Below are 13,843 nucleotides of genomic sequence, written 5' to 3'. Positions count from 1 at the left end.
CCAATTATGCCACGCCGCGTCCGATGACGGGTTCTACGATCAGATGGTCGCTACCCAGGCGCGGGCAATCGCCAGGCCGGCGGCGTCGGCGTCGGGGCCATTGCGGGCCAGTTCGTCGTCGAGCCGGTCGTTCCAGTCGGGATGGCGCTCGGCGATCATTGCCGCGAAGGACGTGCTCCAGTCGCGCACCATCGGCGTGTCCGCCTCGAAATGGAACTGGAACCCGTAGACGGCGCGACCGAGGCGGAAGGCCTGGTTTTCGGCGACCGCGCTGCCAGCCAGCCGCACGGCGTTCTCCGGCAGGCCGAACGTGTCGTCATGCCATTCGAAGATCGGGAAACTTTCGGGCAGCGCCGCCAGCACCGGGTCCGACTTCGCGGCCGGCGTCAGCGACACCTTATGCCAGCCGAACTCGGTGGCGCCACCGATCTGGTTCTTGCCGCCGAAGGCGCGCGCCAGAAGCTGGCTGCCGAGGCAGATGCCGAGCACCGAGCGGTCCTTGCCGGCGAAATCACGCGTCAGGTCGATCAGGGCGGGGAAGTAGGGGCAGATCTCGTCGTCGAGCGCGTTCTGGGCGCCGCCAAGCACCACTATGGCATCATGCTCGGTGCTGTCTCCGGGCAAGGCCTCGCCGCGATAGGGTTTTCGCAAATCAATGTCGGCGCCGGCTTCCACAAGGGCCGCGCCTATCTGGCCAAGGCCCTCATTGTCGAAATTCTGGACGACCAAAACCCGCATCGAAAACCTGCTGACATGAAAACGCTGGGGCGAGCGATATCATGCGGCTCGTCTTTCAGCCAAGATGCGCAGTCGGAGAGAAAGCTATGCCACTGCAGAACCGGGTCGATCCTTTCGGCGCCATCCATGCCGTGCCGGAGCGCGGCCTGTTCACCGGCAATCGCGGCATCATCCACGACCCTGAAACCAGGACGCTGCTGAAGAAGCGCTGGGCCTTGCCGGCCTGGATCATCTGCGTATGCCAGTTCCGCAATGTGCGGCGCGAACCAATGGGCCGCAACCGGCCGGGCGGCAAGGCCGGCTGGACCGAACTGTTCTTCCTTGACGAGGTGACGGCATTGGCCGCCGGCCACCGGCCCTGCTTCTTCTGCCGGCGCGAAAGGGCAACCGACTTCGTGGGACGCTTCGGCGAAGCCTTCGGCATTGACGAACCGCGCGCTCCGATGGTCGACAAGCGGCTGCACAAGGAACGGCTGGCCTCGGGCGGACAGGGGGTAAGGCTCGATCCCGCGTCGCTCGCCAGCCTGCCAGGCGGCACCATGATCGGCGTGGGCAGCAAATCCTACGCACTGCATGACGGTTCAGCCCTGCCCTGGAGCTTCGGTGGCTATCAAGCGGCGATCCCGCTGAGCGCGCCGGAACTGGCCAATGCGATCATGATCACTCCACCGACAACCGTAGCCGTGCTCCGCGCCGGATATCGCCCTGTCTGGGCGGGCTGAGCGCAATTATTTCAGATCCGATTGCGACACCATCGGCACCGCCGGCAGATCGTAATAATCACCGGCCGATTCCGGATAGAGCTGGCGTTCCATTTTTAGACCGGTCTTGCCGTCAATGGTCTCAGCCCAGACAGAGATGTAAGGACTGCCGAATCGGCGCCAGAACAGATTGCCGCCGCATACGGAACAGAAGCCTCGCTCGGCATGTTCGGATGACTTGAACCAACGCAATGTATCGCCCGTAATTGCCGCCTGCGCCTGTTCGACCTGAGTGGCCGCCGCGAAATGACCGCTGGCCTTCCTACATTGGTTGCAGTGACACGCAACGATCGGACGCAATTCGCCGCGTAACTCGTACTGAATGGCACCGCATAGGCAACTGCCGCGTGTAATCTTGCTCATTGATCTCTCGCAACTTCCCGGCTCTCAGCTTGTATGATCGCACGGCGAACCGGCATTGGTGCTCCGACCTTCGCATGTCGTCTTTTCCGTACGACTTGACGCCGGGGGGAGCCTCGCCCATTCCTCAGTCATGCGCGCCAACTACAAAATGCAGCGGCTGTTCGTGCCCGACGATCTCGGACCCGGCCTCGAATTCGACGCCGGACAGCAGCAAAGTCACTATCTTGCCCATGTGCTGCGGCTCGGCGAAGGCGCCGAAGTCCTGCTTTTCAACGGACGCGACGGCGAATGGTCGGCTTCGATCGCCGCCAGGTTCAAGAAGGCGGTGCGGCTGAGGGTACTGGAATTGCAGCGGCCGCAGCCGCCGCTGCCCGATCTCGTCTATTGCTTCGCGCCGCTCAAGCAGGGCCGGCTCGATTACCTGGTGCAGAAAGCGGTCGAGATGGGCGCCGGCGTGCTGCAGCCGGTCATCACCCAACACACGCAGGTTGCAAAACCCGGCATCGACCGGCTGCGCGCCAATGTCGTCGAGGCGGCCGAGCAATGCGGCATACTGGCGGTGCCGGATGTGCGGGAAGCGGAGAAGCTCGAACGGCTGCTCGCCAATTGGGACAAGGAGCGGCGGCTGATCTTCTGCGACGAGGACGCCTCGACCAACAATCCGCTGCCGGCCTTGCAGGCGATCAACGAGAAGAAGCTGGCGCTGTTGGTCGGGCCGGAAGGCGGATTCTCCGACGACGAACGCAAGATGCTGAGGGCACTGCCTTTCGTCACCGCCATCCCGCTCGGGCCGCGCATCCTGCGCGCCGACACGGCCGCGGTGGCGGCGCTGGCCGCGATCCAGGCGACGATCGGCGACTGGTAGGATCTTCCCTTGTCCGCTTGTGGGAGAAGGTGGATCGGCGCGATAGCACCGAGACGGATGAGGGGTGTTCCAGGGAAAGCCGGCGTCTCACTTCGCTGGAACACCCCTCATCCGGCCGCTTCGCGGCCACCTTCTCCCACAAGGGAGAAGGAAGAGCCGTCGTCGCCGTTCAAATCCACTTGACCTCTGGCTCACGATTTTTCGCTTGATCGCCTACTGACATTTCGTCCATCTAGCGCCGGCGGTCGACTGACCGCTGCGGAGGGCTGACCATGGCGCGCGACACAACCGATTTCCAGCCCGTCGAGGGCGTCGACGAACTCGTCGGCTATCTGGCCGAAGGCAACAAGCCGCGCGACAAATGGCGCATCGGCACCGAGCACGAGAAGTTCCCCTTCTATGTCGACGGCAACGCGCCGGTGCCCTATGGCGGCGAGCACGGCATCCGCGCCATCCTGGAAGGCATGCAGCAAAAGCTGGGCTGGGATCCGATCATGGATGCCGGCCGCATCATCGGCCTTGTCGAGCCGACGGGCCAGGGCGCGATCTCGCTTGAGCCCGGCGGCCAGTTCGAGCTGTCCGGCGCGCCGCTGGAGTCGATCCACCAGACTTGCCGCGAGGGTAACGCGCATCTGGCGCAGGTGCGCGAGATCGCCGAGCCGATGGGCATCCGCTTCCTCGGCCTCGGCGGCAGCCCGAAATGGTCGCTGGCCGAAACGCCGAAAATGCCGAAGTCGCGCTACGAGATCATGACGCGCTACATGCCGAAGGTCGGCACCAAGGGCCTCGACATGATGTACCGCACCTGCACGATCCAGGTGAATCTCGACTTCGAAAGCGAGACCGACATGCGCCGCAAGATGCAGGTGTCGCTAAAGCTGCAGCCGCTGTCGACGGCTCTGTTCGCCAACTCGCCCTTCACCGAGAGCCGGCCGAACGGGCTGCAGAGCTGGCGCGGCGACATCTGGCGCGACACCGACAACCAGCGCTCCGGCATGCTCGAATTCTGCTTCTCACCCGATTTCGGCTTCGCCGACTATGTCGAATGGGCGCTCGACGTGCCGATGTATTTCGTCATCCGCGACGGCCATTATCACGACATGACGCACATCACCTTCCGCCAGTTCATGGCGGGCGCCGCCCGCAATGAAATACCGGACGGACTGTCGACGATGGGCGACTGGGCAAACCACCTCTCGACGCTGTTCCCCGACGTGCGGCTGAAGCGCTTCCTCGAAATGCGCGGCGCCGACGGCGGGCCGTGGCGGCGCATCTGCGCCCTGCCGGCCTTCTGGGTCGGGCTGCTTTATGACGAGCAGGCGCTTGACGCCGCCGAGGCGCTGACAGCGAGTTGGACCTACGCAGAGGCGCTGGCGATGCGCAACGCCGTGCCGGAGCAAGGGATTGCGGCGCCGTTCCGCAACGCCACCTTGCGCGACGTCGCCCGCGACGTGCTCGCCATCTCGCGCATGGGCCTGAAGAACCGCTGCAAGAAGAACCGCGACGGCTATGACGAGACGTCGTTCCTCAACACGCTCGACGAGGTCGTGGCGCGCGGCACGACAAGCGCCGAGGAGATGCTGTCGGCCTACCACACGCGCTGGGGCGGCTCGATTGAGCCGGTGTTCATGGAGTATGCCTATTAACCGTCCGGTATCCGCGTCACGGTGGCGCGGCGAAAGCCGCTTCAATCAGGAATGGAAACGAACTAGGTTTCTTCCACGAGGATGTTCTCGGAGGAGATGCCAATGCCTTCCTTGTTCGACATATTCGCCCAGGCGCAGAACGGCGCCGGCATGCAGGCACTGGCCCAGCAATATGGGCTTTCGATGCAGCAGACGCAGGCCGCGGTCCAGGCGCTGCTACCCGCCTTCTCGCAAGGACTGCAGCGCAATACCGCCGATCCCTACGGGATGGGCGCCTTCATGACGGCGATGGCGAGCGGCCAGCACGCCAAGTATTTCGAGGACGCTACCAGAGCCTTTTCGCCGCAAGGCATCGATGAGGGCAACGGTATTCTCAGCCATCTGTTCGGCTCGAAAGACCTGTCGCGCGCCGTGGCCGGTCAGGCCGCGCAGGCGACAGGACTGAGCCAGCAGGTGCTGCAGCAGATGCTGCCGGCCATGGCCTCAATGATGATGGGCGGGCTGTTCAAGCAAACCAACAACCAAATGCAGGCCGCCGGTGGTTTCGGCGGCGGCAATCCGCTCGGCGAGATCATCGAGCAAATGATGCGACAGGGCGGTGGCGCGCCGGCGCCGCAGACGCGCCAGGCGCCGCAACCGGCGCCCAATCCCTACGGCGAGAACCCGCTCGGCAAAGTGCTGCAGGATATGTTCGGCGGCGGCGCGCCGCAGCCGCAAAGCCAGCCCCAGCAAGCGCCCAATCCTTACGGCGACAACCCGCTCGGCAAGGTGCTGCAGGACATGTTCGGCGGCGGCGCCGCGCAGCCGCAAGGCCAGCCGAAGCAAACGCAGCCGCAACAGACGCAAAGCCCCTATGGCGACAACCCGCTCGGCAAGATCTTCGAAGAGATGCTGCGCCAGGGCGGTGGCGGTTTCGGCCTGCCCGGCGGACAGCCGGCGCCGCAGCCGCAACAGCGCCAACCGCAACAGAGCGCGCCGCAGCAGCCGCAGACCAACCCAAGCGGCCGGCCACGAAATCCGTTCGACGACATCTTCGGCAAGATGTTCGAGACCGGCGCGCAGCAGCGCGACGACTATGAAAAGAACGTCGGGACGATCTTCGACCAGTTCAAGCGCGACATGGACCGGCGGTAGGCTGCCGGATGCGGCGGGTATCCAAATGACTCTGGGCGAAATGATCGTCAAAGGCTTGATGGCGGCGACAATGCTAGGCGTTGTCTATGCCATTTTTCGTTACGACCTCGTCAATCCACGGAATGCTCCCGGCTACAGCGATATCCGCGACGCCTTGAAGCATGGCAAACCATTGCCATCGCAATGGAAGCAGGTGGATGAAAGCAATCGCGCCGGCTACGGGATATTTGCGGTTTGCGCCCTGACCTTCGGCATTTTGATATTCGCCGGTGCGCGTGTTGCTGAATTCATCGACCGGTTCTAACCGAAAAGAAAAATGCCCGGTCCTGGAGGAGAACCGGGCAATGTGCAGGCAGGCCGGCGGGGAACCGGCAGGGAGTGTGGGAGCCTGCATGAAGCTTGGTCGCGCCGAGCCTGGCAAAGGTTCAATGCGACCGGAAATCCAGGCACGCGGCCGTTCAGGCCACCTGACGAGCGAGATCCTCGATCGTGTCGGCGCGCTCGCTGGCGATGGCACGCAGCTTCACGGTCGGATCGCGGCCGAACGGCACGTTGGCGACGTGGAGGTCGGCACGGGTGAGGCCGATATCGGCAAGCTCGGCATCCGACATTTCGCCAAGGCGGTAGAAGGCGCGGCGGTTTTTCCAGGCGACATAGGCGTTGGCGAGAGCATTGACCACAAGCGTCGCAACGGCCGGACGCGTGGTGATGCGCGGGGTCTCGGAGGCGAATTCAATCGTAGCCATGTCAGTCTCCTTCGGAGTCGGGCGGACGAAACCAAGCAATCGGCGCCTTGGGAGAAGCGCCGTTCCGGTTTCGATACACTTAAAGTGATGCATGTCGTCGTCGGGGACCACTTTTGGGCGACACGCAGTGCTTTCATGTGGACAATGGCAATTTGCCATCATGCGATTGATTAATCCAACGAATGTTTTTAATCTGTAGCATCAACATCAATGATAGGTTGGACCGATGAAAGCCCCGCTCGACCTCGATCAGTTGCAGACCTTCATCTCAATCGTCGACACCGGCAGCTTCACCCGCGCGGCCGAGGAGGTGCACCGGACGCAGTCGGCGGTGTCGATGCAGATGCGGCGGCTGGAGGAGCGGATCGGCAAGCAACTGTTCGAAAAGGACGGCCGCACCAACAAGCTGACCGAGGAGGGCGACAGGCTGCTTTCCTATGCGAGACGGCTGATCTACCTCAATCGTGAGACCCTAGCCGCCTTCGACGACCAGCGCCTCGAAGGCACGATCCGCATCGGCACGCCGGACGATTATGCCGACCGCTTCCTGCCCGAGATCATGGCGCGCTTCTCGCGCTCCAACCCGCGCGTCGAGCTGACCGTGATCTGCGAGCCGACACCCGGCCTGGTCGAGCACATCAAGCGCGGCAATCTCGATTTGGCGCTGGTGACGCATAATGACACGCGCGGCCAGTCGGAAGTGGTGCGGCGCGAGCCGCTTTTGTGGGTCACCTCGGCAAACCACGCCACGCATGAGCAGGAAATCCTGCCGATGGCTTTCGGACGGCCGAACTGCATCTGGCGGCGCGCCGCGGTCGATGTGCTCGACCGGCAGAGCCGCGAGTACCGTGTGCTGTTCTCCAGCTTCTCGGCGACGGTTATCACCGCGGCCGTGCTTTCGGGCCTCGCCATCTCCGTGTTGCCGGAATGCGCGCTCAGGCCCGGCATGCGCGTGCTTGGCGAAGCCGACGGCTTCGGCCAGTTGCCGGATTGCCGCATCGGCATCATGCGTGGCCAGACCTCGCAGCCGGAGATCGTCGATGCTTTAGCCCGCCACATCGCCGAAAGCCTCGACAACATTTCCGTGCCGGTCAGCGAAGAGGCGGGAAGCTTCGACTTCGCCGCGCTCGCCTTCGCCAAGATGAAGCGGGTCAAGGCAAACCAGATCATGCCTGGCTGGTAGAAGTCAGGCGCGAGCGGCAGAGCGTTCCTCGGCGGACGAAACACCCGGTAACGCAAGCAGTTGGCCTGGTTCTAGCGGCGGCGACAGCAGATAGCCCTGCAGCTGGTGGCAACCCATGCCGACCAGCAGGGCCTTCTGTGTGTCGGTCTCGACGCCTTCGGCGGTCACCTCCACCTTCAGCGCCAGCGCCAGCTCGATCAGCGTCTTGACTATTGCACAAGCGCTTTCGTCCTCATCGAGCAGGCGCACGAAAGAGCGGTCGATCTTCAACTTGTCGATCGACTGGCGGCGCAGGTAGCTGAGCGAGGAATAGCCGGTGCCGAAATCGTCGAGCACGATGCGGACGCCGGACTGGCGCAGCGTGGCGATCACCGTGCCGATCGTGTCGTTGTGCTCGAGCAGCACGCCTTCGGTGGTCTCGAGCTGCAGGCGGGACGGGTCGAGCCCGGTTTCGTCCAGGATCGCCGCGACCTGCCCGGCAAAGCCGATATCGCGCAATTGCATCGGCGAGACGTTAACCGCTATCCAGGGCAATTCAGTCATGACGGCGAAGCGGCAGGCCTCGCTCAGAGCCCATTTGCCGAGCTCGCCAATAAGGCCGCGCTCTTCGGCGATGGCGATGAACTGCGCCGCCGGCAGCGCGCCATGCACCTCGTGCCCCCAGCGGATCAGCGCTTCGGCACCGAGAATCCTGCGGCCGTCGGCGGCGAAAATTGGCTGATAGGCGAGCTTAATGCCGCCATCGCCATCCAGTGCCTTGCGCAGTTCCGCCTCGACCTTGCGCTTGCGCAACAGCAGATCGTCCATGTCTCCGGCGAACACCTGGTAGCGGCCGCGGCCGTTCTTCTTGGCCTCGTAAAGCGCGATGTCGGCCTTGCGCAGCAGGTCGTCCGCATCGGTGTCCGATCCGGACGACAGCGCAATGCCGATGCTGGCGCTGACAAAAACCTGGTCGTCGATCAGCTTGAAGGGCTCGCGCAATTTCTGTTGCAATCGGTCGGCGATATCCTCGGCGCTGCCGACGTCGCGGACATCGAGCAGGATGATGGCGAACTCGTCGCCTCCGAGGCGTGCCACGGTATCGACTTCGCGAATCGTGTGCCTGAGCCGCGCCGCCGTCTGACGGACCAGTTCGTCGCCGGCCGGATGGCCGAGCGTGTCATTGACATGCTTGAAGCGGTCGAGATCGAGGTAAAGCAGCGCCACGCGCGTTGCGTCCTGGCTGGCAAACAGCAAAGTGCGCCGCAAGCGATCCTCGAACAGCGCCCGGTTTGGCAGGCCGGTGAGCATGTCATGGAAGGCGAGATATTGCGCCTGGTCCTGGCTGGTCTGCAGCGCGGCCGAGGCGCGACGCAACCTGCGCAACAGGAACACCAGGACGCCGCCCGCCACGAGCAGCGCGATCGCCAAAACCGGAGCGACCTTGCGCACCAAGGTAAGGCCGGGCCGCTGCTGGTCCCAGCCGATATAGCCGAGAATGACGCCGCGCGAATCGACCAGTGGTATGACGGCCGGGCCAGCCGGCTGCGATAGCGGCACCAGACGCGCGCCCTCGAGCAGATACTTGCCGGCGATCTTGCCGATGACCGCATCGTTGATGAATTCGACCGACACATGCAGATATTCGGTGCCCGGCGCCTGGGTGACCCTGTCCGAGCTCGGCACCAGGGGCGCGACGCTGAGGATTGCCGGCTTGCCGCCGAGCGACACCATATCCTCGGCGACCATCTTCACCGGCTGGCTGGAGGCGTCGGCCGGCTCAGCGAGCATGTGGCGCAGCTTCTCGATGGCCGGCTGCAGTTCGGGCTCATCCTCGCTGAAGGTTGACGCCTCGACGACCTTGCCTTCCTGCATGGCGTGGATCGGATGATTGGCGGGGTCGAGAATATAGACCCGGTTGTGTCCGTAGTAGGTGTACATCCAGGTGCTGAGGTTTTCCTCGATCCAGGTCTGATTGCCCGCCCTCACATTGGTTACAGATTCATCCCAGACGGTCACGCTTTCCTGCTCGCGCTGGACGGTGGCAATCTGGTCCTTCAGGCCATCGGCAATGAAAATCTTCTGCCGTTCGAGCGAGGCATTGTCGGCTTGGTCGGCGGCGTAGAAGCCGAAGCCGACAACGATGGCCAGCGCGAAGGCAGCAAGCGTCAGCACGGTCAGTGTGACCTGACGCGTCAGCGGGCTGCTGTTGTGGCGTGCGCTCATAACGTCCCTGGCCGGCTCTCCTGGCGCCAGTCAAAGCAAAACGGGCTTAAGATCGCGTTATGATATTAGCGAGGTTTCTCCGTGCTTGACGCGAGCCGATAAGCGTTCCCCAATCGCCTGATGAACGAAATAGCAGGCGAATCACGCAGCAACGCCACCGAATACACGGTGAGCGAGATTTCCGGAGCGTTGAAGCGCACTGTCGAGGACGCCTTCGGCAATGTGCGGGTGCGTGGCGAGATTTCCGGCTATCGCGGCCCGCATTCCTCCGGACACGCCTATTTCGCGCTGAAGGACGACCGTGCGCGGATCGATGCCGTGGTCTGGAAGACCACCATGGCGCGGCTGAAATTCCGGCCCGAGGAAGGCATGGAGGTGATCGCCAGCGGCAAGCTGACGACCTATCCCGGCAAATCAAACTACCAGATCGTCATCGACAATCTGGAGCCGGCCGGCGCCGGCGCGCTGATGGCGCTGCTGGAGGAACGCAAGCGCCGGCTGCAGGCCGAAGGCCTGTTCGATGCCGGCCGCAAGCGGCGGCTGCCGTTCATGCCTCGCGTCATCGGCGTCGTCACCTCGCCGACCGGCTCGGTGATCCGCGACATCATCCATCGCATCAAGGACCGGTTTCCGCTCCATGTGCTGGTCTGGCCGGTCAGGGTCCAGGGCGAGACGACGGCCCGGGAGGTGACCGCGGCGGTCAACGGCTTCAACGCACTGACCTGGGAAGGTCCCATCCCCCAGCCCGACGTTTTGATCGTGGCGCGCGGCGGCGGCAGCCTCGAAGACCTCTGGGGTTTCAACGACGAAGGGCTGGCGCGAGCAGTGGCGGCCTCGGGCATCCCCGTGATCTCCGCTGTCGGCCACGAGACCGACACGACGCTCATCGATTTCGTCGCCGACATGCGCGCGCCGACGCCGACGGGTGCAGCCGAGATCGCCGTGCCGGTCAGGGCGGACCTGGAGGCCACCTTGGCGAGCCTCGGCGCGCGGCTCAACGCCTGCGCCTCGCGGCATCTGGAACGCAAGCGCCAGGCGGTGCGTGCCGCGGCGCGCGCGCTGCCCTCGCCCGACCAGTTGCTGGCGCTGCCGCGCCGCCGTTTCGACGACGCGACCAGCCGCCTCGGCCGCGGGCTGACGGTGAATATCGAGCGCAAGCGGGCAACGCTGGAGCGGCAAAGGCTGACGCCTGCGACACTGTCGCGGCGCCTCAACGAAGCGCGCACGCTGACTGGCCGCGATATTGCCCGGGCGCGAGCCGCGTTCTTCGCCATCGTGCGCGAACGGCGGGCGCGTTTCAAACGCGCGGCGGCAAGCCTGTCGCCGGCGCCGATCGTCCGGCGCCAGAAGCAGCAGACCGACACGCTGATAGCACTGTCGCGCAGGCAGGACCAGGCGATGGCGCGGCAGATGGACCGGCTGCGCGCTGCTCTCACCCAGGCAGACCGGCTGCTTTCCACGCTGTCGCACAAAGCAGTGCTGGCGCGGGGCTTCGCGCTGGTCAAGGACGCCGACGGCGCCGTCATCAAGCGGGTCGCGGAGCTGGCCCCGGGCGCCGCGCTGCAGCTGGAATTTGCCGACGGCAATGCCGAGGCCATTGCCACCAGCGGCGGCGGGCGGCCGAAACTGGCCACCAAGCCGGCGTCGAAGGCTAAGGAGCCTGGCAATCAGGGTTCGTTGTTCTGAGGATACGATGAGCAGCCACGATCCGCATCGTCGTACGCCCTCGGGCAAGCCGCGCCTACGCGCCTTCGGCATCGCGCTCGACGGCACGCCGGGCCGCTTCAACGCCATCACCGATGTTCCGGGCGTTTCGGTCGGTTATGCGACGCTGATTTCCGGCGACGGTCCGCTGCGGGTCGGCAATGGTCCGGTGCGCACCGGCGTCACCGCGATCCTGCCGAGGCCGATCGCGGATCTCGCGACGTCGGTGTTCGCCGGTGTGTTCAGCCAGAACGGCAATGGCGAACTGACGGGCACGCACATCATCGAGGAAACCGGCGCTTTCAATTTCCCCGTCACGATCACCAACACGCATTCCTGCGGCGTGACCCGAGACGGCACGCTGCGCTGGATGAGCCAGGTGTTGCCCGCCGCGCTCGACAGCGCCTGGGGGTTGCCGGTGGCGGCCGAGACCTATGACGGCTTCCTCAACGACTCAACGGCCATCATGTCGGCTTCGACCATGTCGCCGCCGCGCTTGACGGGGCGACGAGCGGCGCCATCGAGGAAGGCAGCGTCGGCGGCGGTACCGGCATGATCTCTTTCGGCTTCAAGGCGGGATCCGGCACCGCCTCGCGCCTCGTCGAATGGCGGGACAGACGCTACGCGCTCGGCGTCTTCGTGCAGGCGAATTTCGGCAAGAGGCACAATTTCACCATTCGCGGCCGGCGCGTCGGTCCCGATCTGGTCGAGCCAGCCATCCGTGAGGCCAGGCCCCGTGCCGAAAAAGGCTCGATCATCGCCATCGTCGCCACCGATGCACCGTTCCTGCCGCATCAGATGAAGCGGCTCGCACGGCGCGTGCCGCTCGGCATCGCCATGACCGGCGGCTATGGCTACCACAGTTCGGGCGATATCTTTCTGGCGTTCTCGACCGCCAATCCCAAGGCGGCGCTTGCGGCTTCGGGCAGTATCGGACGCGCGGAGTTCATTCCGGACGTCGACATCGATCCGTTCTTCGACGCGGTCGTGCAAGGTATCGAGGAGGCGATCCTCAATGCATTGGTCGCCAATGAGGATATGACGGGCCGCGACGGCAATTTCGTGCCGGCGCTGCCGAAGGCGTGGCTGAAGGAGACGTTCGGCTAAGGATACCAAACCGCCTGCCGGCCTGTGCCGGGCTGGCGTTTTTACTTCGCCGGCTTGTCCGGCGTTGATGCGCTGGTGCTCTCTTCGGCGGCTTCCTCGAGACGCGATGCGATCAGCTCCTGGATATCGCCGACCTCTTCCTGGATGTCCTCCAGGAGAATGCCTGCCTCGGCCGCCTTGGCGCAGCACTCCTTGGCAAGGGTCTCCGCCTGCTCGATCTTGATCGGCGAATGCTGGCAGTGGACTTTCTCGCCAATCCATCCGCGCAAGAACTCGATCGCATGTTCACTCATACTGCTTCTTCCCTAGCGGCAAAGCCGATTGGTAGCCATGAACGTCCGCATCCCCACAAAGGATGCATGCCCCATTCGAGCCGAGTCGGCCTCGACCGGCAAGACATCTTGCCGGTGGGACAAGATATCTTGCCCATGGTCCGCACAGCCGAAGGAATGGAAGGGTTCAAGGTGCACATTCAGATCATTGAGAATGATGGTACCGTTGGCTGGGATCAACTACGGTGCCATGTTATTGTTTCTATTAGCTTTTTTGAGATTCTTCAGCCGATTTGTGTCACAATAAGTGTCACAATACGTAGCACATGCTAATCCCACTCCTCAGGCATCCATCGAGGCACCGCTACGTAGCGCCACACTCCCGCAATGTCACTCTCTTCGCCGCTGCCCTGCTTTTCTACCGCCCCTGAATCGGTTGTGTGCGTCAAGTTCTGCAAAATGGGGCGGCCATGGGATCTGGTCATGCGGCTTGGCGTAGGGCGAGCTTTTTATGCTCGCGCAGGTCGTCCATGTTGATGTAGCGGTTGGCCTCCATCCAGTTTTCGTTGGTCTCGACGGCCAGCGCCCGGACCAGGCGCAGGCAGCTTTCGGCGTTGGGAAAGATGCGCACGACATAGGTGCGCCGGCGGATTTCCTCGTTGAGGCGTTCGAGCATGTTGGTGGACTTCAGATGCTTGTGGTGCTGGCGCGGCAGGCAAAAGAAGGTCAGCGTGCATTCGATGGTTTCCTCCACCCACATCGTCAGCCGCGGATAGCGGCGCGACCATTTGGACAGCCATGCGGCGAGATCGGCCTTGGCCTCGGCGAGATCGCGCCGGTCGTAGAGCCATCTGAGTTCCTGCAGGCAGTCGTCGCCATGCTTCCTCGGCAGGTGATCGAGCGCGTTCCTGAGGAAGTGCACGTAGCAGCGCTGCCAGGCCGCTTCCGGGATCACCTCGCCGATCGCCGCGACCAGGCCGGCATGGTCGTCGGACACGACCAGCTCGACGCCCTTGAGGCCGCGCGCCTTCAGCGCGACGAGGAAGTCCCTCCAGGCCGAGCGGCTCTCGCGATTGGCCATCTCGACGGCCAGGATCTGGCGCCGGCCATCCCAGTCGA

At 64.0% G+C, this 13,843-nt stretch carries 13 protein-coding genes and 1 pseudogene; 8 read left to right on the top strand and 6 right to left on the bottom strand.

The window, feature by feature from the left end; genetic code table 11:
* Positions 1-39 precede the first annotated feature (39 nt).
* On the bottom strand, positions 40-738 hold the full coding sequence (locus tag YU3_RS0100070; RefSeq protein ID WP_027164312.1) for a type 1 glutamine amidotransferase: 699 nt from the start codon (positions 736-738) through the stop codon (positions 40-42).
* 86 nt (positions 739-824) lie between these two features.
* Between YU3_RS0100070 and YU3_RS0100065 the strand changes: the two genes are divergently transcribed.
* A complete protein-coding gene (locus tag YU3_RS0100065) occupies positions 825-1,460 on the top strand; it encodes a hypothetical protein (RefSeq protein WP_027164311.1) in 636 nt (211 codons plus the stop codon).
* A gap of 6 nt (positions 1,461-1,466) precedes the next feature.
* On the opposite strand, the gene YU3_RS0100060 is transcribed toward YU3_RS0100065, so the two are convergent.
* Positions 1,467-1,862, bottom strand: a complete 396-nt coding sequence (locus tag YU3_RS0100060; protein WP_027164310.1) for a GFA family protein — start codon at positions 1,860-1,862, stop codon at positions 1,467-1,469.
* 130 nt (positions 1,863-1,992) lie between these two features.
* On the opposite strand from YU3_RS0100060, the gene YU3_RS0100055 reads away from it, so the two are divergent.
* The 4 genes from YU3_RS0100055 to YU3_RS0100040 all read left to right on the top strand — a co-directional run bounded on the left by YU3_RS0100055 (position 1,993) and on the right by YU3_RS0100040 (position 5,811).
* Positions 1,993-2,727: a 16S rRNA (uracil(1498)-N(3))-methyltransferase gene (locus YU3_RS0100055; protein ID WP_027164309.1), complete on the top strand. Its 735-nt coding sequence runs from the start codon at positions 1,993-1,995 to the stop codon at positions 2,725-2,727.
* A 272-nt stretch (positions 2,728-2,999) separates the two neighbouring features.
* Positions 3,000-4,373, top strand: coding sequence for a glutamate--cysteine ligase (locus YU3_RS0100050; protein WP_027164308.1), 1,374 nt, complete (start codon positions 3,000-3,002; stop codon positions 4,371-4,373).
* 102 nt (positions 4,374-4,475) lie between these two features.
* Complete coding sequence (locus YU3_RS0100045) at positions 4,476-5,507, top strand: DUF937 domain-containing protein (RefSeq protein WP_027164307.1); 1,032 nt, start codon at positions 4,476-4,478, stop codon at positions 5,505-5,507.
* A 25-nt stretch (positions 5,508-5,532) separates the two neighbouring features.
* On the top strand, positions 5,533-5,811 hold the full coding sequence (locus tag YU3_RS0100040) for a hypothetical protein (RefSeq protein WP_036257557.1): 279 nt from the start codon (positions 5,533-5,535) through the stop codon (positions 5,809-5,811).
* Positions 5,812-5,965: 154 nt separating this feature from the next.
* On the opposite strand, the gene YU3_RS0100035 is transcribed toward YU3_RS0100040, so the two are convergent.
* Positions 5,966-6,253 carry a DUF1127 domain-containing protein gene (locus tag YU3_RS0100035; RefSeq protein WP_027164305.1) on the bottom strand — a complete coding sequence of 96 codons (288 nt, stop codon included), beginning with the start codon at positions 6,251-6,253 and terminating at the stop codon, positions 5,966-5,968.
* A 226-nt stretch (positions 6,254-6,479) separates the two neighbouring features.
* On the opposite strand from YU3_RS0100035, the gene YU3_RS0100030 reads away from it, so the two are divergent.
* Entirely contained in the window at positions 6,480-7,436 is a 957-nt protein-coding gene (locus YU3_RS0100030; protein ID WP_027164304.1) for a LysR substrate-binding domain-containing protein, read from the top strand.
* A 3-nt stretch (positions 7,437-7,439) separates the two neighbouring features.
* Here the strand turns inward: YU3_RS0100030 and YU3_RS0100025 are convergent, their stop codons facing one another.
* Positions 7,440-9,641, bottom strand: a complete 2,202-nt coding sequence (locus YU3_RS0100025) for an EAL domain-containing protein (protein ID WP_027164303.1) — start codon at positions 9,639-9,641, stop codon at positions 7,440-7,442.
* Between the two features lie 120 nt (positions 9,642-9,761).
* Between YU3_RS0100025 and xseA the strand changes: the two genes are divergently transcribed.
* Together xseA and YU3_RS35715 are read left to right on the top strand one after the other, a co-directional pair.
* On the top strand, positions 9,762-11,327 hold the full coding sequence (gene xseA / locus YU3_RS0100020; protein WP_027164302.1) for an exodeoxyribonuclease VII large subunit: 1,566 nt from the start codon (positions 9,762-9,764) through the stop codon (positions 11,325-11,327).
* Between the two features lie 7 nt (positions 11,328-11,334).
* Positions 11,335-12,452, top strand: a pseudogene (locus YU3_RS35715) (P1 family peptidase).
* Positions 12,453-12,493: 41 nt separating this feature from the next.
* Here the strand turns inward: YU3_RS35715 and YU3_RS0100010 are convergent.
* The gene (locus YU3_RS0100010; RefSeq protein WP_027164301.1) at positions 12,494-12,745 is read right to left on the bottom strand and encodes a DUF768 domain-containing protein; all 252 of its coding nucleotides are present in this window, start codon (positions 12,743-12,745) and stop codon (positions 12,494-12,496) included.
* A gap of 460 nt (positions 12,746-13,205) precedes the next feature.
* Positions 13,206-13,843, bottom strand: a 638-nt coding sequence (locus YU3_RS35710) for an IS256 family transposase (protein ID WP_036257551.1), incomplete at its 5' end; no start/stop codon positions are given.

Origin of the sequence: Mesorhizobium sp. WSM3224, from assembly GCF_000427725.1 — a bacterium.
Taxonomy (GTDB): domain Bacteria; phylum Pseudomonadota; class Alphaproteobacteria; order Rhizobiales; family Rhizobiaceae; genus Mesorhizobium.
The sequence above is the reverse complement of the archived record's forward strand: the minus strand, read 5'-3'. Positions and strand labels throughout refer to the sequence as shown.

What these genes read in the sequence shown, in the direction of transcription:
- YU3_RS0100050 (WP_027164308.1), top strand. Translation starts at nt 3,000, where the DNA reads ATGGCGCGCGACACAACCGATTTCCAGCCCGTCGAGGGCGTCGACGAA.
- YU3_RS0100045 (WP_027164307.1), top strand. Translation starts at nt 4,476, where the DNA reads ATGCCTTCCTTGTTCGACATATTCGCCCAGGCGCAGAACGGCGCCGGC.
- YU3_RS0100030 (WP_027164304.1), top strand. Translation starts at nt 6,480, where the DNA reads ATGAAAGCCCCGCTCGACCTCGATCAGTTGCAGACCTTCATCTCAATC.
- YU3_RS0100060 (WP_027164310.1), bottom strand. Translation starts at nt 1,862, where the DNA reads ATGAGCAAGATTACACGCGGCAGTTGCCTATGCGGTGCCATTCAGTAC.
- YU3_RS0100065 (WP_027164311.1), top strand. Translation starts at nt 825, where the DNA reads ATGCCACTGCAGAACCGGGTCGATCCTTTCGGCGCCATCCATGCCGTG.
- YU3_RS0100025 (WP_027164303.1), bottom strand. Translation starts at nt 9,641, where the DNA reads ATGAGCGCACGCCACAACAGCAGCCCGCTGACGCGTCAGGTCACACTG.
- xseA (WP_027164302.1), top strand. Translation starts at nt 9,762, where the DNA reads ATGAACGAAATAGCAGGCGAATCACGCAGCAACGCCACCGAATACACG.
- YU3_RS0100035 (WP_027164305.1), bottom strand. Translation starts at nt 6,253, where the DNA reads ATGGCTACGATTGAATTCGCCTCCGAGACCCCGCGCATCACCACGCGT.
- YU3_RS0100040 (WP_036257557.1), top strand. Translation starts at nt 5,533, where the DNA reads ATGACTCTGGGCGAAATGATCGTCAAAGGCTTGATGGCGGCGACAATG.
- YU3_RS0100055 (WP_027164309.1), top strand. Translation starts at nt 1,993, where the DNA reads ATGCGCGCCAACTACAAAATGCAGCGGCTGTTCGTGCCCGACGATCTC.
- YU3_RS0100010 (WP_027164301.1), bottom strand. Translation starts at nt 12,745, where the DNA reads ATGAGTGAACATGCGATCGAGTTCTTGCGCGGATGGATTGGCGAGAAA.
- YU3_RS0100070 (WP_027164312.1), bottom strand. Translation starts at nt 738, where the DNA reads ATGCGGGTTTTGGTCGTCCAGAATTTCGACAATGAGGGCCTTGGCCAG.